This is a genomic window from Winogradskyella schleiferi (genome assembly GCF_013394655.1).
In the GTDB taxonomy this organism is placed as follows: Bacteria; Bacteroidota; Bacteroidia; order Flavobacteriales; family Flavobacteriaceae; genus Winogradskyella; species Winogradskyella schleiferi.
Window position 1 is genome coordinate 2,748,471 of sequence record NZ_CP053351.1, and the last position, 23,003, is coordinate 2,771,473.

Annotated in this window: 17 protein-coding genes and 1 pseudogene; 10 read left to right on the forward strand and 8 right to left on the reverse strand. The window is 35.0% G+C overall.

What is annotated here, in order from left to right:
- Positions 1-47: 47 nt before the first annotated feature.
- The 3 genes and pseudogenes from HM990_RS19855 to HM990_RS11985 form a co-directional block, all read right to left on the reverse strand.
- Positions 48-225, reverse strand: a pseudogene (locus HM990_RS19855) (IS110 family transposase); the annotation flags it as partial.
- A 160-nt stretch (positions 226-385) separates the two neighbouring features.
- Positions 386-2,215, reverse strand: coding sequence for a DUF885 domain-containing protein (locus tag HM990_RS11980; RefSeq protein ID WP_178989164.1), 1,830 nt, complete (start codon positions 2,213-2,215; stop codon positions 386-388).
- A 231-nt stretch (positions 2,216-2,446) separates the two neighbouring features.
- Positions 2,447-2,866: a nucleoside-diphosphate kinase gene (locus tag HM990_RS11985; RefSeq protein ID WP_178989165.1), complete on the reverse strand. Its 420-nt coding sequence runs from the start codon at positions 2,864-2,866 to the stop codon at positions 2,447-2,449.
- A gap of 283 nt (positions 2,867-3,149) precedes the next feature.
- Between HM990_RS11985 and HM990_RS11990 the strand changes: the two genes are divergently transcribed.
- The 3 genes from HM990_RS11990 to HM990_RS12000 are packed head-to-tail and all read left to right on the forward strand — an operon-like array spanning position 3,150 to position 5,947.
- The gene (locus HM990_RS11990) at positions 3,150-4,166 is read left to right on the forward strand and encodes a DHH family phosphoesterase (protein ID WP_178989166.1); all 1,017 of its coding nucleotides are present in this window, start codon (positions 3,150-3,152) and stop codon (positions 4,164-4,166) included.
- Between the two features lie 28 nt (positions 4,167-4,194).
- Entirely contained in the window at positions 4,195-4,728 is a 534-nt protein-coding gene (gldI, locus tag HM990_RS11995) for a gliding motility-associated peptidyl-prolyl isomerase GldI (protein WP_178989167.1), read from the forward strand.
- Complete coding sequence (locus HM990_RS12000) at positions 4,721-5,947, forward strand: peptidylprolyl isomerase (RefSeq protein ID WP_178989168.1); 1,227 nt, start codon at positions 4,721-4,723, stop codon at positions 5,945-5,947. The genes gldI and HM990_RS12000 overlap by 8 nt, the downstream gene beginning before the upstream one ends.
- Before the next feature lie 217 nt (positions 5,948-6,164).
- On the opposite strand, the gene HM990_RS12005 is transcribed toward HM990_RS12000, so the two are convergent.
- Entirely contained in the window at positions 6,165-7,628 is a 1,464-nt protein-coding gene (locus HM990_RS12005) for an aminoacyl-histidine dipeptidase (RefSeq protein WP_178989169.1), read from the reverse strand.
- A gap of 270 nt (positions 7,629-7,898) precedes the next feature.
- On the opposite strand from HM990_RS12005, the gene HM990_RS12010 reads away from it, so the two are divergent.
- Positions 7,899-8,603, forward strand: coding sequence for an FKBP-type peptidyl-prolyl cis-trans isomerase (locus HM990_RS12010; RefSeq protein ID WP_178989170.1), 705 nt, complete (start codon positions 7,899-7,901; stop codon positions 8,601-8,603).
- Positions 8,604-8,735: 132 nt separating this feature from the next.
- Positions 8,736-9,746: a DUF3810 domain-containing protein gene (locus HM990_RS12015; protein ID WP_229719257.1), complete on the forward strand. Its 1,011-nt coding sequence runs from the start codon at positions 8,736-8,738 to the stop codon at positions 9,744-9,746.
- Between the two features lie 29 nt (positions 9,747-9,775).
- Here HM990_RS12015 and HM990_RS12020 read toward each other — a convergent pair whose 3' ends face one another.
- The 3 genes from HM990_RS12020 to HM990_RS12030 form a co-directional block, all read right to left on the reverse strand.
- A complete protein-coding gene (locus HM990_RS12020) occupies positions 9,776-10,573 on the reverse strand; it encodes a DUF6503 family protein (RefSeq protein ID WP_178989172.1) in 798 nt (265 codons plus the stop codon).
- 132 nt (positions 10,574-10,705) lie between these two features.
- Complete coding sequence (locus HM990_RS12025) at positions 10,706-13,120, reverse strand: T9SS type A sorting domain-containing protein (RefSeq protein ID WP_178989173.1); 2,415 nt, start codon at positions 13,118-13,120, stop codon at positions 10,706-10,708.
- Positions 13,121-13,230: 110 nt separating this feature from the next.
- Positions 13,231-16,590 carry a DUF7619 domain-containing protein gene (locus HM990_RS12030; RefSeq protein WP_178989174.1) on the reverse strand — a complete coding sequence of 1,120 codons (3,360 nt, stop codon included), beginning with the start codon at positions 16,588-16,590 and terminating at the stop codon, positions 13,231-13,233.
- Positions 16,591-16,722: 132 nt separating this feature from the next.
- Here HM990_RS12030 and HM990_RS12035 point away from each other — a divergent pair, with 132 nt between their 5' ends.
- The 3 genes from HM990_RS12035 to HM990_RS12045 all read left to right on the forward strand — a co-directional run bounded on the left by HM990_RS12035 (position 16,723) and on the right by HM990_RS12045 (position 19,489).
- Complete coding sequence (locus tag HM990_RS12035) at positions 16,723-17,520, forward strand: TrmH family RNA methyltransferase (protein WP_178989175.1); 798 nt, start codon at positions 16,723-16,725, stop codon at positions 17,518-17,520.
- Positions 17,521-17,652: 132 nt separating this feature from the next.
- Positions 17,653-18,885 carry a M48 family metallopeptidase gene (locus tag HM990_RS12040; protein WP_178989176.1) on the forward strand — a complete coding sequence of 411 codons (1,233 nt, stop codon included), beginning with the start codon at positions 17,653-17,655 and terminating at the stop codon, positions 18,883-18,885.
- Positions 18,886-19,315: 430 nt separating this feature from the next.
- Positions 19,316-19,489 carry a hypothetical protein gene (locus HM990_RS12045; RefSeq protein ID WP_178989177.1) on the forward strand — a complete coding sequence of 58 codons (174 nt, stop codon included), beginning with the start codon at positions 19,316-19,318 and terminating at the stop codon, positions 19,487-19,489.
- 422 nt (positions 19,490-19,911) lie between these two features.
- On the opposite strand, the gene HM990_RS12050 is transcribed toward HM990_RS12045, so the two are convergent.
- Positions 19,912-20,088 (reverse strand): hypothetical protein, encoded by a 177-nt coding sequence (locus tag HM990_RS12050; RefSeq protein WP_178989178.1) that lies wholly within the window; start codon positions 20,086-20,088, stop codon positions 19,912-19,914.
- A gap of 58 nt (positions 20,089-20,146) precedes the next feature.
- Between HM990_RS12050 and HM990_RS12055 the strand changes: the two genes are divergently transcribed.
- Positions 20,147-20,530 (forward strand): VOC family protein, encoded by a 384-nt coding sequence (locus HM990_RS12055; protein ID WP_178989179.1) that lies wholly within the window; start codon positions 20,147-20,149, stop codon positions 20,528-20,530.
- A 154-nt stretch (positions 20,531-20,684) separates the two neighbouring features.
- Positions 20,685-22,892: a RelA/SpoT family protein gene (locus HM990_RS12060; protein WP_178989180.1), complete on the forward strand. Its 2,208-nt coding sequence runs from the start codon at positions 20,685-20,687 to the stop codon at positions 22,890-22,892.
- Positions 22,893-23,003 lie beyond the last annotated feature (111 nt).

Here is a 23,003-nt window from a genome sequence, read left to right on the forward strand (position 1 = left end):
GTACTCCACACAACAAAGTACTGTGCTAAAAAACAAGTAAAATTCCATTAATTTTTCACTAGCGTACTTTTATATTCATTGTCATATATCAATACTGATTTTGCGATTTCAAAGGCCTGTTTTAGCAGCTTATTGCACACTGCAATAAAAGCCAGTTTTTTTGCTCTTACCCTTGGCCACAATTCGCTCATACAAATCTCTGCAAGCTTTGTTGTACCTGTCTGCCGGCAGGCAGATAAATTATCAGCCTAATTCTCCCGATAGCTATCGGGATTAACCTTTAGCCATAATTCAGGACAAGCCGTTATCAGAAAATGCTAACCCATGTAAAGTTCTTCAGAAAACTACAAATTGAAAACAATGTTGCTAAAATGCTTCATTGCAATTACATTTTTAGTGCTTGCGTTTCACTCACGGAGTTTATCCATGCATTCACTCTGCGTTCTAATAACTCCAGTGGTAAAGCACCACCTCCCAGAATGGTATCATGAAATTCTTTAATATCAAATTTGGCACCTAATTCATCTTCAGCATGTTGTCTTAATTCCTGAATTTTAAGCATTCCTATTTTGTAAGACGTAGCCTGACCTGGCATTACCATATAGCGTTGTACCTCTGCCTTTATTGCGCCATCTGCAATTGAAGAGTTTTCAGTGAAATACTTTACAGCATCAGCTTCGGTCCACCCTTTAGAATGTAAACCCGTGTCTACTACTAAACGAATGGCTCTCCAAATTTCGTTAACCAAGCGACCAAAATCGTAATAAGGATTTTGGTAACCTCCCATTTCTTTTGCCAAAATTTCAGAGTATAATCCCCAACCCTCACTATACACACTAAAATTAGCTTGTGTTCTAAACTTAGGAACAGATTCTAACTCTTGTGCTATGGAAATTTGCATATGATGTCCAGGGTTTCCTTCATGATATGCAACACCTTCCATAGTAGATTTTGGCATCGCACTCATATCTGATAGATGTGCATAATAAGTTCCTGATCTTGACCCATCGGGAGTTCCTGCTGAATAATGCTGTGGAGCACCATCTTGTTCTCTAAAAGCCTCTACACGTCTGACTTCTAAATCAGCTTTTGGCAGAATACCGAAGTAATCTGGTAATTTCTTAGTTAAATCGTCTAAATATTTAGTAGATTCATCAAGGTATGCTTGTCGTCCCTCGTCAGTATTCGGAAAGAAAAACTGTTCATCAGTATTCACAAAATTAAAAAAAGCATCCAAATCGCCTTCAAAACCTACTTCATTTTTAATTGCTAACATCTCTCCTTTTATTCGAGCCACTTCTCTTAGGCCAATGTCATGTATTTCGTCTGCAGTAAGATCTGTTGTTGTAAACACCTTTAATTTGTGATTATAAAAATCTTTACCATTAGGATGGCGACTAACACCTGTTGGTGCTGCTTCTGCATTGTTAATTTCAGTTTCTAACCAAGCTAATAAATTATTATATGATGGTGTAAAATAAGTTGAAAGTGCTTTTTTAGATTCTTCTTTAAGTGCAACGGCCTGCTCTGAATCTATGTTTTCTGATGCCATAAGCGCATCAATTTTTCTATACATGTCGTCTAACAAAGGCTTACCATCCACTAATGACTTCGTTTGAATAATCAATCTTTCAAAGGTGAATTTTGGAGGTAAAATACCCAAAGCTGATTGCGCTTTTGCTCTTTCCACCAATTGATTCATAGCTCTTCCTGTCTCTTGAATTCGAGACATATAGGCAGTCATATCTGCAAGACTGTCAACTTTATGAAAATTGATTAATGCATTAGGTAGCCGAGCATGCAATCCACGCATTTGGTCAAAAACATAATCTATATCCTTATATTCACTACTTTCTTTTAGAGCTTCGTACTGAAATACCCACAAATCATAAGATGTTTTGTCTTGATCATTAAGGCTTTCATAATCAAACTTCTCAATGAGATCTTTAGTCGCTTCAGAATACCAATCTAACTGCTTCTCTTCCGCTTCTTTACTCAAGTCATCAATTTTGTCGTACTGATCTTTTCGCCCTTGCATTGTAAGTCGGATTGGACTCATTTGTAGCAATTCCTCATATTTATCATCAAACCACTTGTTAAGTGCTTCTGTTTGATTGATAACAACTTCTTCTTTAGAGGTTTCTTTACAAGAAGAGATTAATAGAAAGATAAGTAAAGCAGATATTGCAATCCGTCTAGGGATAGATGTTTTCATAGTAATTGTTTATGGTTTAAAACACTAATTTTAGTACAGGCTATTAATTAAAAATACAATTTGGGAAGCGTGATAAATATACTATTTTATTGAGATTAAATACAATAAAGCTAAAATTCTCTTTAAAACTGAAACAAGAAAATTAAATAACGAAAGCACAACAACGTACTGAGTTAAAAAAAAAAGACCATCCTATTAGAATGGTCTTTTAATTATCATATAATGTTTAGCTTAAAACATATCCCTTCCAGAAAAATGGAAAGCACTTTCAATAGCGGCATTCTCATCACTATCACTTCCGTGCACAGCGTTTTCGCTAATAGAATCTGCAAACATTTTACGTATAGTTCCTTCGGCTGCATCAGCAGGATTCGTCGCTCCGATTAAAGTTCTAAAATCCTCAACAGCATTATCTTTTTCTAAAACTGCTGCTACGATTGGACCACGAGTCATATAATCAACCAACTCTCCAAAAAATGGACGTTCGTTATGAATTGCGTAAAATTCCTCAGCATCTGCTTTGGTCATTTGGGTTAATTTCATCGCCACGATTCTAAATCCTGAAGCTGAAATTTTTTCTAATATTGCGCCAATGTGTCCTTTTTCAACAGCATCTGGCTTTAACATTGTAAATGTTCTGTTAGTTGCCATGTTCTTTTTTTTAATGAGGTGCAAAAGTAATGCATTTCTTTAATTAATCAAGTTTAGCTTTTATTAAATTAGTGTTACCTAATAAACGTCAGTTCGAGTGAAATTGCTTTTTTCAATTTTGTATCGACAACCTCTATACACAATTAGTCATACTTCTTAATATAATCCGTTTCCCGAATCGTGCTCAGTGCGACAAATCAGAAATCCTAACAATAAAAAAACACTCTTAATTTCATATTAAAAGCACTTTTCAGAATCCCTAAAAAACGTATCTTCGTCGCTTATGAATAAAACGCAGATTTCAGAAATAAAAGCGCTTTTAAGCACACCAAAAAATATAGTGATCGTTCCGCATAGAAATCCAGATGGCGATGCAATGGGTTCTAGTTTGGGCTTATACCATTACCTCAAACACTACAACCACAACGTCACAGTTATTGCTCCTAACGATTATCCCGATTTTTTAAAGTGGTTGCCAGGCGACGAGACTGTTTTAAAATATGAAACGCAACTCGAAGAAAGCAACGGACTTATAGAAAAAGCCGACCTTCTTTTTACATTGGACTTTAACGCCTATCACAGAGCTGGTCATCACATGGCTGAAGTTTTGGAAGCTTCACACGCAACCAAAATAATGATAGACCATCATCAGCAACCAGATGCTTATGCAAAATATATGTATTCTGACGTAAGGATGTCTTCGACCTGCGAAATGGTATATAATTTTATCGATAGGCTTGGCGATGAAAACAAAATAGACGAAACTATTGCCTCCTGTTTGTACGTTGGCATCATGACAGATACAGGTTCCTTCCGGTTTCCTGCTACGACGACCAAAACGCACCAAGTTATTGGTAGTCTCATTGAAAAAGGGGCGGATAATTCACAAATTCACAATAATATATACGACACCAATAGTTACAGTCGTTTACAATTATTGGGAAGAGCATTGCAGAATCTAAAAGTGATCCCGGAATTGAGAACGGCTTACACGACTTTGTCTCAGGCAGAATTGGACGAGTTCAACTTTAAAAAAGGAGATACGGAAGGTTTTGTAAACTATGGATTATCGTTAGAAGGTATTATATTTGCAGCCATATTTATTGAAAGTAAACAAGATAGTATCATAAAGATATCATTACGCAGCAAAGGTGAGTTTTCGGTAAATGAATTTTCAAGAGCACATTTTAATGGTGGTGGACATACAAATGCCGCTGGAGGACGCAGTGACGAGGACATGAAAACCACTATAAATAAATTTATTAGTATATTACCGCAGTATAAACAAGATTTGTCCTAACCCAAAATAGGCAATAAATTATTCAAGTATGAAAAACCTACTCATAATACTCATCTTCTCGTTGTTGTGTTTCAGCTGTAAATCTCCAGAAGCACGAATGCCAGAATCCGTGCAATCGGGTTCGTTTTTAAAAGCATCTGCAGAACGTAATAAAAAGCTTAATGAACGTGAGCACGAGCAAATTCAAGACATTATAAAAAGTAATCCTGAAAAAAATTATATCGCTTCAGAAAGTGGTTTTTGGTATTATTACAACACTAGAATTGAAAATGACACGATTCAAGCAGAGTTTGGAGACGTTGTAGATTTTACTTTTGATGTCTCCACTATTGAAGGCGATGAAATTTATGCCAACACCAACAAAACCTATATTATGGACAAAGAAGAATTGTTCACAGGTTTGCGTGAAGGCTTAAAACTTTTGAAACCAACAGAAACCGCTACATTTATTTTTCCATCCCAAAAAGCCTTCGGTTATTATGGCGATGAACATAAAATTGGAACCAATATTCCTTTAATTTGTGAAGTAACTTTAAACACAATAACCCAAAAAAATGATTAAAACAGCACTTACAGCATTCGTTGTATTATTAGTACTATCGAGTACGTCTTGTCAAGACCGTTATCCTGATTTAGAAGATGGGCTTTATGCAGAAATCGTAACCTCAAAAGATACCATGGTTGCAAAACTATTCTTTAAAAAAGTACCTGTAACAGTGGCTAACTTTGTGGCATTGGCTGAAGGAAAACATCCATTAGTAAAAGATGAATATAAAGGAAAACCTTACTATGATGGATTAACGTTTCATCGTGTGATGAATAATTTTATGATTCAAACAGGTGATCCAACAGGAACTGGAAGTGGTGATCCTGGCTATAAATTCGAAGATGAACTTGTTAAAGATTTTAAACATAATAAACCTGGTATTTTGTCCATGGCAAATCCTGGTGCTAATGCCAATGGAAGTCAGTTTTTCATTACTGAAAAAGCAACACCTTGGTTAGACGGCTACGACGAAAGTGGAAATCTAAAAAATTGCACCAATCCGAGAATATTTTGCCATGCGATTTTTGGTGAATTGGTTAAAGGTTTAACCGTATTGGACACTATTTCTAATGTAGAAGTCCAGCCTGGATCTAACAAACCATTGGAAGATGTCACTATTACTAAAGTGAACATTATAAGAAAAGGTAGTGCCGCGAAAAAATTCGATGCGCCTAAGGTTTTTACTGAAGAATTACCTAAGATAAAAGAACGCGCTGAAGTTGCCAAGGCTGAAGCTGCCAAAAAATTAGCAGAGGCTCAAAAAGAAGCGAAAGCAAAAGCTGAAGCCGCAAGAGAAGAGTTCTTAAAAAAGAATGAGGAATTAACAGGACGCAAGATAGAATCTCCTACAGGAATGGCCATGATATTTACCCATGAAGGTAATGGCGTTAAACCAAAATCTACAGATCGTGTAAATATTGATTGTGCTGGTTATTTAGAAAATGGAGAGTTGTTTTGGACCACTTGGAAAAGTGTTGCTGAGAAAAATGGCAAATATGATGAAAGACAAGACCAAGCTGGTCGCTATGCGCCTTTCGACATGCCGTACAATGAAACCGCTACTTTAATCGCTGGTTTTAGAGAGGCTATGCTTAACATGAAGATTGGTGATAAGGCAAGAGTATATATTCCTTATTATTTAGGCTATGGCGAGAGAGGAAATCCACCTGTGATTCCTGCCAATGCGAACCTTGTTTTTGATATTGAATTGGTTAGTATTAAGAAGCCGAAGTAATCTTACTATAAGACATAAAAAAAGCAGCTAAATCTATATTTGATACTTAGCTGCTTTTTTTGTGGCTTTTCTGAACAACTTGCAATGATAATGCTAACACCCCTAAAGTCTACTCAAGGGGACAATCCACTCAGGTGAATAGAATAGATATCGCCTTGAGTCCCGATAACTATCGGGATTAGTGGTTTTTTTTCAAATCACAATTTATTCTACAAAACTATTTCTTCGGAATATGCTTCAAAATCTCCAATACAAATTCCCAATACTTTTGGGCAGAAGAAATTTGGGCACGTTCGTCCGGTGAATGCGCACCTTTAATATTTGGTCCAAAACTAATCATGTCCATATCTGGATAATTAGTGCCAAGAATTCCACATTCCAATCCTGCGTGGCAAGCTGCGACGTGTGGTTTTTCACCGTTATTTAAACGTTCGTAAATTGGCACCATGACTTTCAGGATATCAGAATCCATATTTGGTGCCCAACCAGGATAATCTCCAGAGAGTTCAACTTCGCAACCTGTGAGCTCAAAAGTAGCACGCAAAGTATTCGCTAAATCTTGTTTTGTACTTTCAACAGAACTACGTGTTAGACACCCTATTTTAATATGACCATCTTTTACGATTACTCTGGCGATATTGTTGGACGTTTCTACCAAATCCTTAATATCTGGACTCATTCTGTAAACACCATTGTGTGCTGCATACAAAGCTCTGGTTAAACCTTCTTGTACGCCTAAATCCATAATTTTAGCAGGTGTATTCGTTTTAGATACTACGATCTCCAAATCTGGTTCCATAGTTTTAAATTCGGTCTTAAGCGCTTCGGCATGTGCTTTCATCTCAGCTTCAAAAGCCGCTTCATGTACAGCATCAATCGCAACAATGGCATTACTTTCTCTTGGAATGGCATTTCGTAAACTTCCACCATCAATTTCAGAAATCCGAAGTCCGAAATTTTCAAAACCATCAAATAATAAACGGTTCATCAATTTGTTGGCATTGCCTAATCCTTCATGGATTTGCATTCCGGAATGGCCGCCTTGTAAGCCTTTGACGGTAATTTTATAACCGAGTTTAAACTCAGGAGTTTCTTCTTCTTTATAATCTCGTGTTGCTGTCACATCAACGCCTCCTGCGCAACCAACACCTATTTCATCATCTTCTTCGGTATCTAAATTTAGAAGAATATCGCCTCTTAGCAAACCGCCTTTTAAACCTTTGGCACCTGTCATTCCTGTTTCTTCATCAATAGTGAACAATGCTTCTAAAGCTGGATGCGCAATAGTATCACTTTCTAAAATGGCCATAATCGTGGCAACACCCAATCCATTATCAGCACCAAGGGTTGTGCCTTTGGCTTTTACCCAATCGCCAACCACATGCATGTCTATTCCTTGTTCATCAAAGTTAAAAACGGTATCATTGTTTTTTTGATGCACCATATCTAAATGACTTTGCATCACAATTGGCTTTCGATCTTCCATACCTTTCGATGCTGGCTTGCGAATGATGACGTTCCCAACTTCGTCCTCTATAGTTTCTAAACCTAGATTTTTCCCGAAATCCTTCATGAATTGTATCACACGTTCCTCTTTTTTAGAAGGTCGTGGAACGGCATTCAAATCTGCGAATTTATTCCATAATGCTTTTGGCTCTAAGACTCTTATTTCTTGACTCATATACTTGCCCGCAAAAGCGGGTATCTTTTAATTAATACTACATTTTATTGAATGGCAAATTTACAAAATATGAATGAGTCTATATTGTAATTATGTTTTCATTCTCAATTCACCAATTACAACTAAGTATTATAATGCATTTGGTTTAAAAAATGATTCGTTTCTACTAAAGATGTTTCAAGAAAAAATTAATTATTATATTTTTGCAGTTCATTAAATTTAGGGAACTAAATTCACTGAGTATTTATAATTTATCTAAAGTTTAAAATAATGAAAATAAAAATAGGACTAGTAGTTCTTACAAGTACGTTTTTAGCATGTGATAGTAATAAAAATACAGGTTCAAATGTTACCTTAACCAACAACATAGATTCTGTTAGTTATGCCATTGGAGCAAGCCAAGCAAAAGGGCTATTAAATCAAGTTCCAGATTTAAATCTTGATGCTTTTATCAATGGTTATAAGGATGTTGCAGATTCAACTGAATTAAAGATACCTGAAGAAAATCACCAAGATATTCTTCAAGCTTTTGGAAAAAAACTACAAGAAGAACAAAGACTTAAACAAGAGAAAGAATTAGAAACCAAATTTGCCGACGTTAAAAAAGCAAGTTTAGATTTTTTAGAAACTAATAAATCTAAACCTGGAGTAAAAACTACCGAAAGTGGATTACAATACCTAGTACTAACGAAAGGAACGGGAAAACAACCCGACGGGCCTTCTTCTAATGTAACTGTAAGTTACAAAGGCACAACAATTGACGGCACTGAGTTTGATAGTTCTGACTCATATACAACAGCCTTAAACAGAGTGGTTAAAGGTTGGACAGAAGGTGTTCAACTAATGAAAGAAGGTGCTAAATATAAGTTTTTTATACCTCAAGAATTAGCTTATGGTGCCAACCCAAGGCCAGGTGGAGTCATACAACCATTTATGGCGCTAATTTTTGAAATAGAATTAATTAAAGTAAATTAAACACTTTTTTAATAATAATTTATTTAAAAAGCTTGAGACCTTATTAACTCAAGCTTTTTTTTCGATTTTTGTTTCATGCATAAAAACAAAAAAATAAGCCTTGTTACTTTTTTGATCATTCAAGTGGTGTTCATGTCCCAATTGAAACATTATCCCGAATTTGTTGAGCAATTTTACAGCAACGGCCTATACGTTTTTCTTTCAAAATTGATGCGCTATGTTTTTGGATGGCTACCGTTTTCTATAGGCGATGTGCTTTACACATTAGCTGGAATTTATATCATTAGATGGTTCATAGTCAATCGAAAACGGATTTTTAAAGACACCATAAATTGGCTATTAGATATTGGAGCGACCTTATCCATTGCTTATTTTTCATTTCATCTGCTTTGGGCTTTTAATTATTACAGGCAACCACTTTACAAATCATTACACCTTGAAGCCGATTACAGCACTGAACAACTCCTTTCGTTTACAGAACGCTTAATTCAAAAATCGAATAGTTTACAATATCAATTATCTAAGAATGATACGGTAAAAGTTCGGTTTCCGTATTCAAAAGCAGAAGTTTTCGATAAAGTAAAAGATGGTTACAAGACCCTTTCCGACGTTTATCCACATCTTGAATACCATCCGAAAAGCATCAAAAAATCCATTTATAGTTTCCCATTGACTTATATGGGATTTTCAGGCTATCTGAATCCATTTACTAATGAGGCACAAGTCAATGGGTTAATTTCAACCTATAAATTTCCAACCACATCTTGCCACGAAGCGGCACATCAATTGGGTTACGCAGCAGAAAATGAAGCTAATTTTATCGGTAGTTTGGCAGCCATTCATAATGACGATATTTATTTTAAATATTCAGGCTATACGTTTGCATTGCGGTATTGTTTAGCTGAAATCTACAAAAGAGAACCTCAACGTTATGAAACCATGCTTCCAACCATAAATAAAGGCATTATAAAAAACTATCAAGAAGTTCAAGAGTTTTGGAAATCTTACGAGAATCCTCTTGAGCCCTATTTTGAAAAAACCTTTGATAATTTCCTAAAGGCCAACAACCAAGCTGATGGTATGAAAAGCTATAGTTATGTGGTGGCACTTTTGGTTAATTATTATGATGGGAAGGAGCTTTAATTAATACTAGGACTAATTAAAATTAAACCCTATTCAATCACTTTAGCGTCTTCTGGCTTTTCAAAAATAGAAGTGTCTGGAAATTTCTCAGAAATCATGACATCAGTAAACTCAACTGTATTTCTTTTTTCTATTGGTTGGTTGTTTTCATAGGTATACCAATCCACACTTTTTGGAACGACAAGGCCATTGACGGTTTGCCAATTATTATATCTTATAAACTTAAATTCGTTGCTTTTACCATCTTTTCCGAACGTTACTGTATAGGCCAACCATTGCATTTGTCCTGTTTCGGAATCGTAATAAATGATGTATTCGTCGTCTGGTGATTCGCCGATTCCTGCTTCGTATGAAATTAAAATGCCTGGATAGGTTTTACCTTCAAACGTTAAAGGTTCAGCTTCTTCATAGATAACACCGTCATCTCCTACAATAAAAGGCATGGCATAAAAGTACATCATCAAACCTTTATAAAACATTGGGTTGCCTTTGTAATCTTTACCATCTTTTTCTTTAATCCAAAGTGTTTCGCCATCAAATACTTGTGTGTATGTTGGCGTGTCAATTAATTCCTCTCTGGTTTTTAAATTTGTGGTGGTGACTTCCTTTCCATTGGGTTTTTCCATGGTAAAGGATAAGGTTTGCATTTTGTTCCATTGGTCAATGCCGCCATGGGAATCGAAAACTTTGGTAATTGCTTCTGGGTAAATGCTCGTTGTGATAGTCTCTTTTTTTTCAGTTTCAATAACTGTTGTTTTTTCCTTGGCTTCATTTTTACAAGCTGAAATAGCAATGGCTATAAAAAGTAGTTGTAGTATTTTTTTCATGGTTTGGTTTTTAGTTCCGATAGCTATCGGAATTGAAATTATTTACAGTTTTGACGAACCTAAAGATAAGTCATTACAAAAAAAGCCTCAGAATAATTCTGAAGCTTTTTTTATTATAAGTTTCAATTCAACTTAATTGACAATTAATTTTTGAACTGTTGTCCCATTTCCAATTCTCAATTCAACAAAATACAATCCACTTTCTAGATTTGAAATGCTTAAAGTTGAAGACTGTCCTTGCAACTTAATATCCTTCAAAATTACTTTTCCTTGAATATTGTAAATATTAATTTTTCCTGTTCCGAAATTAGAATTTGAAAGTTGAATTTTCACTTCTTCTTTAGCAGGGTTTGGGAATATATTGAATTTTACATTACTAAATTCATTCAAACTTAAAGCTACTCCACTTTCAAGATAATCTGGAATAGAATTGTTGTTGGTATCATCATCGGTTGGGTCGCCGTTATTGTTGTAATCTTCATCAATGGTTAACACATTGTCCCCGTCATCATCATTGTCCAAATAATTTTCAATAAGATCATTATCTGTATCGATAAATGAATGAATACTGTTTCTATCTAAATCAATATTAATTTCATCAATGGTATCTACGTTGTCGCCATCATCATCATCGTCTAAGTAGTTTGGTATGCCATCATCATCCGTATCATCGTCTTCTAAATTCCCGTTATTATTGATGTCTTCATCACCGTCAATAACACCATCGTTATCAGTATCTGTGCAAACTACTTCTTCTACATTAGTAATTGTAGTAGCATAGCATCCCGAAGTTAATGAAGTAGCTTGAATATGGTATGAACCTGGTTCTGTTACTATAATATATGAGGCCTCTGATTCCATATAATTACCATTATAATACCACACAAAATAAAAATCTGCCTCGGACAGTTCTGTATCCAATATTAACGTATCGCCTATACAATAGACATAATTACTCTCAATATTTAGTACTGGCAATGGATTTACAAGAAGGTCTAAGCTCGTAACATCATCACATCCTGAATAATCATTAGTTACACTTGCATAAATTGTTTGCGGATTTACATCATTTTGATACAACTGCGGTAGTGGGTTTACTTTCAAAATAGCATCTTGCTCATTAGCATAATAAGTTACTGTATAACTAGAAGGATTTTGTCCATCCAATAACTGTGAATCTAACGTTGATAAATCAAACTGTACACTATCATTGGTTGAATCGCCATCCGTTTCCACATTGTCATCGCATTGCTCATAGGTAATGGACTCAAAATCTGGATTTGCCTGAGCTGCTTCTTGTACTTCTATATTGAAACTTTGAGTACTAATTGAGCAATCAGTATCGTTATTAGTGATAGTTACAAATATCTGTTGAGGATTATTTGTATTGGTATATGGACTTGCTAATGCATTTGTACCTGATAATGCATCTGCTATACTTATATAATAATATACGTTAAACTGTGCAGGCTCTTGACCGTTTAATATTTCATCGTCTTTTAATGTTAGATCAAAATCAGCAATACCATCTGAGAATAATTCACATTTAATAAAATCTGTAACAGCAATGGTAGATGGTAATGGACTAACTATTATATCAAAATCCACCACTGCAAAACAGCCAGTAGTATTAATTTCCGTTCTTGCATAAATAGTCTGTGGAGACATTGTATTAGCAAATTGTGTAGGATTTAAAATACTATTTGTTCCAGATAAAGCATCATTTTCACTAATATGATAGGTAACGGTTTGTCCGGTTTCACCATTTATAATCCATGGTTCGTTTTCCGTAAGGTCAAACATTTCTGTTTCATCTCCAGTATTATCGTCATCACATAGAACCAAATCTGGCAACAAATCACTTGGTGTTGGATATGGATTAGGCAAAACACGTATGGTTAATGTCGTGTAACCTACACAACCTGTATTAGTATCAGTAACGACCACAAATAATGTTTGTGGATTATTTGGTAATCCATTTACTGAATTATTAGTATATGCAGTTGGGTTAGTAATAACATTTGTTTGTGCCTGTCCATCTGCATTGGTTTCATAATAGGATACTGCCAAATCTGCATTGCCTCCTGTAATCTCAGCATCCTTATCAGTTAAATCGAATACAGTAACCCCATCACCTACTTCTCCCACATCATCACATAAGTTTAATGAAGCTGGTTGTTGCAAAGATCCTACAATGGGATTAACAATCACAATTAAATCCACGATTGTAGTATCAAAACTCCCTGTATTATTATCTTCCAATCGTATATAGATAGTTTGTAACCAATTAATAGTGTTTGCAAAAGGTGATGAAAGTAGATTAATTCCGTTATCTGCATCACTTTGGGTTTCATGATAAGTTATGAATAAACCAACAGGATTTTGGCTACCGATAATCTCAGCGTCCAAAAAGGTTAAATCGAATTGAGAAAAACCATCATTATCATCATCACAAACTTCTAAATCGGCTGGTGGGTTGGCGACTTGTGCGAAAGCTGTAATTGACAATGTTAAAAATAAAAAGAGAATTTGTAATTTTTGAGTCATGTTTAAAATCGTTTGAATCGTTAAATGTAAGAAAAATGCTGATATAATTTCTTGAATAAAAAAAGCTCCAGACATCATCCAAAGCTTTTTTTCAAAGATCTCATTTCAAATTAATTGACAATCAATTTTTGGACCATTGCTCGATTTCCTAAGGTCAGTTCTACAAAATACAAGCCACTTTCTATATTTGAAATGTTTAAAGTGGAAGAGTTTTCGCTGAATTTAATGTCCTTCAAAATTACTTTGCCTTGAATGTTGTAAATATTGATTTTTCCAGTTCCGAAATTGGTATTTGAAAGTTGAATTTTCACTTCATCTTTTGCAGGATTTGGGAATAGTGTAAAATCTACAGTTTCAAAAGTATCAACAGATAATGTTTCCACAAATTCGGTCTGAAATGTATTTGTTATTATAGGATCGTTAAAATCGAAATAAATAGCTGCCGAATTCTCAATGATATCGCCAACAGCGTAACCAGGATTTGGCTTTACTTTAAAATAGACGTAACCATTACTGCCCTCTGCATCATCTTGTTCTGCTGGTAAGTTAATGTTCTGAAAATTCCATTCTAAACTGTTAGCTGTTCTTGTGACCACATAATCATGGCTGGAACGTAACATCTGGAAGGTACTTGCATCCAATTGGCTATCTAATACATCTTCAATCCTCACATTTATGGCCTCTGCTGTTCCTATATTTTGAAATCTAATCGTATAGAACAAATATTCATTTGATGCCACAAAATCATTGTATAAAATTTGTGGACCATGAGCCTCCATTTTATCATTCGGATCGTATGCGCCTATAACGGTTTCAGCTAATTGGGAGCTATTATTCTCTACAAAAATATCATTGCTGTCTGTGGTGTAGATCACTGAATTAGTAACTACTTCTCCTAAACTCACAGTTGTTGGGCACAACAATGTAATAACCACCATTTCGGATTCACCAGCACCTAAATTTGTAAAATCCACAGTCATACCTGTAGCAGTAGTCGTAATGTTCATACTAGTGTCACTGGCAATTGCATTGTTCATTTGCAGATCATCGTCTAGTGTGAATTCCACAGAACCTGATGCGATTTCAGTACCACTCAAATTTTCGATGATGAGTAAATTAGTGTGTTCAAATCCTGGCCTTGGAGATGCAGAAGGATTAATGAGATAAACCCCTAAATCCTCACATGTTAGATTATCCTCTACAGGAAACTGAACTTGCGCTAACTCCCCAAATGCCACACTAATATCGTTGAAAACCGTGATGTCTTGGGAATAGCAGCCTGTAAAATCTGGATTAACCGTAAATGTGACGTCATACGTATCGTTTTCGTCCGTACTAAGAATAGTAAAACTCCCGTTAGAAGAATTCACCACATTTATTACGCCATCGTCATTTTTCTCATAAGTAAAAGAACCATTGGTAAAATTAGACTCGCCATCATCAAAGTCACCATTAGTATTGGTATCGTTAAATGCCTTCATGGTAATTAACCCTGTATCTTCACAAAGACTTCCAATATCAAAACTTCCAGCTTTTAAAAACACAGCAGAATCGAACGCTGAGTCTCCATCATCTGCAATAACCAACTTTATATGATAGGTTTCTCCGATATTCACATTAGCTTCAGCAGTAAAATTTACCGTCCTACCATTGAATTCAAATGGTGGTGCACCTTCAGGCGTGTAGCCTGCAAAAAACTCAGGATTGGCAGCATCGCAAGAGCCATTGGCGTTATGAATATTCGTAACTGTAATAGGCAAATCCGTTCCTGGAATTAAAGCCAAATTAGTGGTATTGCCAGCGGCATCGGTGAGTAAAAAGGCAAAGGCATCAGAAAAAGTACATTCAAAACTATCACCATTGTATTCCTCAGATGCCATTAAAAAATCAAAATTTATGGCGTTCACCACAGGAACGAAGTCAAACTCAATAATCGTTGCATTATTAGACTGTACACCTAGTGCAGTATCTAAATCAACGTCGCCTGACCAATTATTAGTTCCTGAACTTAGGTTGCTATCATTTGGTCCTTCTATGTCGGCAGCTTCCCCTGTACTAATCAATAAACCCTCTGAAAAAGGAAAATTATTGCCTTCGTAAACAAAATAAGCAATACCGTTTGGTTCTTGACTACCAAATGCGGTTCCTGTCGAATAGGTTATGTTAGACACTTGACTACAATCATTATTTATGAGTATGTTTTGCACCAATTCTTCAACTGTAAATTGTGATGTATCCACACTAAGGAATTCACCTAAAATTATAACCTCTATACTTATGGATTCTGAACAACCTTCTGGATTGGTATCTGTAGCTGTTAGCGTCACCGTATAACTACCTTCTTCTAAAAATTGATGGATAACCGATAGGCCTGTTCCAACATTACCATCGCCAAAGTCCCATGAATACGTGGCGTCAGTACTATCATTCGAGAAAACCGCATTACCAAAAAAATTCACATCATCATTGACTTGCGCTACAACGATACCAGAATTATTAATTTCTGGAATTGTATTTTCTATGGTCAGCGTTATGTCCTGACAAGGCATACATGTTTGGTCCGCGACAAGATTAAAACTTCGGATCTCAGTATTACAGCCAAAATAATCGGACACAGCGGCATAAACTGTTTGTGGGTTGGAAATATTGGTGTAGATATATGGTAACGGATTAGTTTGATTTATTGCATCTGCTTCTGACAAATGATAGCTGACAAACAATTCAAAATTATCCTGATTTATCAAAACTTCATCATCTTTTGTCTGTAAATTAAATTCAGCAAACCCATCTTGGTCATCGTCACAAACCACATAATCTGATATGGTAGGTATAGGTGCGACTCCAGAAACAAACAAATTCAAATAGCTAAGAGTAAAACAACCCGTAACATTACTTTCTACTCTTACATAAAGTACTTGGTAATTGGGAATAGTATTGTAATATGAATTTAAATTAGTAATTGGATTTAATGCACTTTCTGCATCAGCTTGAGTTTCGTGATAGGTAAGTGATATTTCAGTTTGCGCACCAATAATAACTTGTGTCGCCTGTGTCAAATCGAATTCCGCAATACCGTTACCGTCAAAACTACAAGCATTAAGTTCTACTTGCTGAGTAATAACTGGACCTGGATTCACAATTAGGTCGAAATTGGTAATATCAAAATTACCTGTACTGTTTTCTATTACTGAAGCAAAAATAGTTTGTGGATTGGTGAAATTTGTAAATGGACTAGCTAACTGATTCGTGTTATTTAAAGCATCTATTTCAGACAGATAATAGCCCACCATAAAATTCACAGGATCTTGTCCTTGCAGTATTTCAGCATCTTTTTGTGTTAAGTCAAATTCAGCACTTCCATCATTAAAACCGTCATCACAAAGGATATAATCGCTAGGTGTATGAGCTACTTGGGCACTAAGACCACTTATTAACAATGATAAAATAAGAACTAGTAATTGTTTTTTCATAATGGGTTGGATTTAATAAATTCGCATTAACTATAATTAAAACAAGTTAACATTGTTTTTTCCTACTTTGATATACTAATTTTTAAAAATACAGTAATATTTAACGTATTTTAGTTTTCTATAAAATCTTTCATGTTCAAAACTATTTCTAGCCCACAAAACCCATTCATTAAGCAACTTGTTCTGTTAAAAGAAAAATCTAGGCAGCGCAAAAAAACCAGTCAATTTTTAATTGAGGGCAAACGTGAATTATCATTAGCCGTTAAAGGCGATTATAGTATTGAAACCTTATTGTTTTTTCCCGATTTATTTTCGGAAAGTGAAGCTAATGCCCTATCACAATATGATATAGAAATTATAGAAATCTCAAAAGAAGTCTTTCAAAAGTTGGCACATCGAGACACCACAGAAGGCGTTATTGCCGTAGTCGACTCAAAAAAACATGAACTCGAAGATTTAAATCTACAATCTAAAAACCCTCTGATTTTAGTGGCAGAAGCACCAGAAAAACCGGGTAATATTGGCGCATTGTTACGTACTGCCGATGCTGCTAATGTTGATGCGGTTATTATTGCGAATCCAAAATCCGATTTATATAATCCTAATATCATTCGCTCTAGCGTTGGTTGTGTATTTACAACAGAAATTGCGATGGCAAGTTCTGAAGATACCATTACGTTTCTAAAAAAATACAATTTCAATATTTTCTCGGCAATTTTACAAGAATCGGAACCATATCACATCCAAGATTACACCTTACCATCAGCCATAGTCGTTGGTACAGAAGCTACAGGACTTACAGACGCCTGGCGAGAAGCGGCAACAAAGAACATCAGCATACCAATGCAAGGTGTAATTGATTCCATGAATGTGTCCGTTGCCGCAGGAATTCTTATTTTTGAAGCGAAAAGACAGCGAAATTTTAAATAACATAACGTCAGTTCGAGTGATTTTTGAGGAACGAGAAAATTGTATCGAGAGCCATTATTACACTAAGCTTCGCGATACAAAATTTCTAAACAGAAATTTCACTCGAAGTGACAGAAACCTTTAGAACTATAAATGACAGCACAAACCCTATTCTACATCATCATAGCCATTATCGTCATTAACTTTATCAAAGACAAAATTCTTGATGCTATTAACGCCAAACATTACAACGACCCAATTCCTGAGGAATTAAATGACGTCTATGACGAAGCGGAATACAAAAAATCGCAAGCCTACAAAACCGTTAATTATAAATTCGGGCTATGGACATCCTTATTTTCGTTTGTGTTAACATTAGGATTCTTGCTCTTGGACGGTTTTGAATATGTGGACAATATTGCCAGAAGCTATTCAGACAATCCTATTGTGATTGCTTTAATATTTTTCGGTATCATAATGATTGCAAGCGACATTATTACGACACCTTTTGGCTATTATAAAACCTTTGTGATTGAAGAGAAATTTGGATTTAACAAAACCACTAAAAAAACCTTTGTGTTAGATAAATTGAAAGGTTTATTATTAATGGTTGTTCTTGGTGGTGGAATTATTGCGATCATTGTTTGGTTCTATCAGATTACAGGTCATCAGTTTTGGTTGTATGCTTGGGGAATTGTAACAGTTTTTACGGTTTTTATGAATATGTTCTATGCTAAACTCATTGTCCCATTATTCAACAAACAAACACCATTGGAAGATGGCGAATTACGAAATAAAATTTCTAGTTATGCGGAATCCGTCGGTTTTAACCTTGAAAAAATCTTCGTCATTGACGGTTCCAAACGAAGCACCAAAGCCAATGCCTATTTTTCTGGTTTTGGCAGTGAAAAACGCGTGACGCTTTACGATACTTTAGTTAATGATTTAGACGATGAAGAGATTGTTGCCGTTTTAGCGCATGAAGTTGGACATTATAAAAAAAAGCACATCATATTTAATTTAGTGACCTCTATCCTACTCACCGGATTGACACTTTATATTTTATCTATATTTATTTCGAATCCCTTATTATCCAATGCCATTGGAGTTGAAACACCTAGTTTCCATGTGGGATTGATTGCCTTTGGACTGCTCTACTCGCCTATTTCTGAACTCACAGGATTAATTATGAATTACGTCTCACGTGTTTTTGAATACCAAGCCGATGATTATGCCAAAATCACCTATAAACCTGAACCGTTAATTACATCCTTGAAAAAATTATCCAAAAACAGCTTAAGTAATTTAACGCCTCATAAAGCCTATGTGTTTATGCATTATTCGCATCCTACGCTTTTGGAACGAATAAAAAATCTAAAGAAATAGGTTTTTTTTATAACCTGACAATGACATCTTTAAGGCTAAAACTCATTAAGATTATAATACTCCACCCATTTTCTTATATGATTTATTACCAATTATAATAAATCATTTAAAACTTCAACATTTATAAAAAAATATAAGAATACACACATAATATTACGTTAATTTTCAAGTAATCTTTATAAAAATCTTTTATTTATTAAATTATTATTAAAATTCTAAAATTTGATTTCATTTTGTTTAACTTTATCTAAAATAAATTAAACATGAAGAAATTTATACTTAAATGGTACCCTATAATTTTAGCATTTTTATGTCTCTTATATTCCGTTGGATTAGGATTATATGGTATGAAAGAAGAAGCTCAATACTCCGCTCACTGGCCAGCAACTATACTCCTATTTGCAATTGCAATTAGACAAAGACGAACGACATGAATATAGGAGTTTTATTTATCGGAGGCATAATATTCGCTGTTTATTTAGGCCTAATGTTTTACAACATATATGTTGCACACAATGAACAAAAAAAGAATAATTATCCTAATTTGACTAAGCGAGAAATTTTTGAATCTTACGAAGATTCAAATCAAGAAGACGCCAAATAGTTTATTGTCACATTATTTATCAAGATTGATCTCTACAAGATGAGCAGATTTAAACAATTAAAAGTGTGTTTCAAACAACTGATGCTGAAATTTAATGGAAATCATTAAAAGATAGCCTTTAAATTTTAGCGGTATGATTCTGCTTTTAATTGTCTAAAAAAATTGAAATTCTCAATGGAATAGTCACTGTCATTATGCTAAAAGGACTTTCCTGATAATTATTCTTTAATGTCAAAAATACTTACGATAGCTCTATTGGTTAATTACTACAATAGAAACTAGGTGGATTATATAGTTACGACCTGTTTTTAAATATCATTAGTACAATACGATGCTTCACAACATTGGGAATTCGCGACAATGAAAACTAACTTTAATTTTATATTACTTTACGCTCCGTAAAAATAAATTGTTAGTCATTTTTATCGAGTTCTAGTGGTTTTGATACAGATTCTATTTGTGGTAGAAGTAAGCGCAATACTAATATTTAAACCGTTATCACCAATAGAACCTGGTACAGGTATTGACCATAAACCTGCAAATTTCGTGTTAATTGTTAATGTATAAGACGCCTCAAAAACGTATTTAATTTGTGACACCAGTTAATATTTGAAATGATAATATTAATCTCTATATTTACCAAACAACCTTTATTCAATGCATACCTTTTCATTAAATCACGTAGCTCTTTCAGTAAAAGACGTTAACGAATCTATTGAGTTTTATCAAAAAATACTTCAACTTAAGGAAATTGAGAATACAGCTTCCGACTCTAAAACGAGATGGTTATCATTCGGAGATGGCAAACAATTGCATCTGATTCCTCGCCCTAATTCTGAAATAAAAATTAATAAAGCTGTTCATTTTGCCTTGGCAACAACAGACCTAAATTTATTTATCGAGTCTCTGAAAATGCACCATATTGACTATTCTGATTGGCTTGGTACACCAAATAAAGATTACATTCGAAAAGACGGCATAAACCAGGTTTACTTTCAAGACCCAAATGGCTATTGGATTGAAATAAATGATGATTTCTAATACATCAATAAAATATTTATTTCCATACCGTTGCGCGAATTTGAAACTCGTGCCTAAACCAACAAAACCTGCATTTCCACGAAATTCCTGATAATTTTCAAATTAGCTCTGAAATTACATTGCTCATTAAAAACCATTTTACTACTTTAGTTCTATGACTGAGGAAGCCATAGAAATAGAAAATAAAGCCATTGCCAAAGCTTACAAGGAATTACTCAAAGTAAGCTATCAGACGTTGACTGATGACGATAAGAAATTAATCCGTCATGCATTTGAGGTCGCCTTGGATGCACATAAGGATCAGCGACGCAAATCTGGCGAAGCGTATATTTTCCATCCTATTGCTGTGGCCAAAATTGTAGCACAAGAAATTGGTATGGATGCCACATCTATTGCTTCAGCCTTGTTACATGATGTGGTTGAGGACAATCCTGAATACACCATCGACGACATGGAACGCCTTTTTGGTGAAACCATTGCCAGAATTGTTGATGGTCTTACCAAAATTTCTTCGCTTAAAAAAGACATGGACGTGTCCTTACAAGCTGAGAATTTCAGGAAAATGCTTTTGACCTTAAATGATGATGTAAGGGTTATCATTATTAAAATCGCCGATCGTTTGCACAACATGCAGACTATGGACTCCATGCGATCAGACAAACAAGTAAAAATTGCATCGGAAACCTTATATATTTATGCACCTTTAGCACACCGAATCGGACTTTACAATATAAAAACTGAACTCGAAGATTTAGGATTAAAATATACAGAACCCGAAGTCTATAGCGATATTCTTGAAAAAATAAAGGACAGTAAGGAAGACCAGGATGCGTACATCAAAGCATTTTCTAAAGTCATTGAAGATTCCTTAAATGCTGAAGGCTTAAACTACGAAATCAAAGGCCGTCCAAAATCCATATTTAGCATTCGTAGAAAAATGGTAAAACAAGGGGTTTCCTTTGACGAAGTCTATGATAAGTTTGCGGTGAGGATTATTTACAAATCTGATTTAGCCAACGAAAAATTCTTGGCTTGGAAAATCTATTCCATCGTAACCGATCACTTTACGCCAAACCCAATCCGACTTAGAGACTGGATTTCTTCGCCCAAATCCACAGGTTATGAAGCTCTTCATATTACCGTTGTAGGACCAAAAAGCCGTTGGGTGGAAGTTCAGATTCGTAGTGAACGTATGAACGAGATTGCAGAAAAAGGTTATGCGGCACATTATAAGTATAAAAACGTAGACGACAAAGAGGACAATCTCGATTTATGGATCAACCGACTGCAAGAAGCTTTAGAAAACAATGAGGCGGATGCTGTGGATTTTGTGGAACAGTTTAAACTCAATCTTTATTCCAAGGAAATTTTTGTCTTTTCGCCAAAAGGGGATTTAAAGTCGCTTCCAAAAGGTGCAACACCTCTCGACTTTGCTTTTAGCATCCATACGGAAGTTGGTATGAGAACACGAGGAGCCAAAGTGAATGGCAAATTAGTGCCTTTAAGCCATGAGTTGCAAAGTGGCGACCGTGTTGAAATCATGACGTCTGAAAATGCCAAACCAAATGCCAACTGGCTCGATTATGCAACGACGGCTAGAGCACGAAGCAAAATTAAATCGGCATTAAACGAGAATACCAAGCTTATAGCCGAAGAAGGCAAAGAGATTTTAAGACGAAAATTAAAACAACTCAAAATTGCGCTCAACGAAAGTTCAATTAATGAATTGGTAAGCTATTTCAAGTTAAGCACCTCATTAGATTTATTTTACCGCGTTGGTATTGGTACTATTGACAATACAAAATTAAAAGCCTTTGCGGCATCTCGAAGTAATGCCTTTGTCAGTTATTTTAAAAATAAAATATACAAGCCATCAGTTCCAAAAGATATCCATAAAGAAGAAATCACATCTAAATATGATATGTTGGTTTTTGGTAAGGAAGAAGAAAAGCTAAATTACACTTTAGCCAATTGCTGCAACCCAATTCCCGGAGATAAAGTGTTTGGCTTCTTAACCATTAACGATGGTATAAAAATCCACAAAAAAAATTGTCCGAATGCGGTAAGCCTACAATCTAATTATGCCTATCGAATTTTACAAGCCAAATGGATAGATTCGTCTCAGCAAGTATATACTTCGCAGATTACATTGTCTGGAATTGACGATATGGGATTGGTAAATCATATCACAAAGTTGATTTCAGAAAACATGCATGTTAATATGAAAAGTCTAAGTTTTTCGAGTGATGACGGTGTTTTTACGGGAAAAATCACCGTAGAAGTTAAAAATCAAACCATGTTGAAAAAGGTGATTGAAAAACTTAAAAAAATTAATGGTATCGACAAAGTCACAAGAGTTTAAATGCGTTGGTCATTTAGAATAGTTTGCATGAACAGGAATAGAGTCGAGAACCTTGATTACGCTGAATGCTTCTAGATAATAAATTTCAAAAAAGGAATTTCATTCTATGTG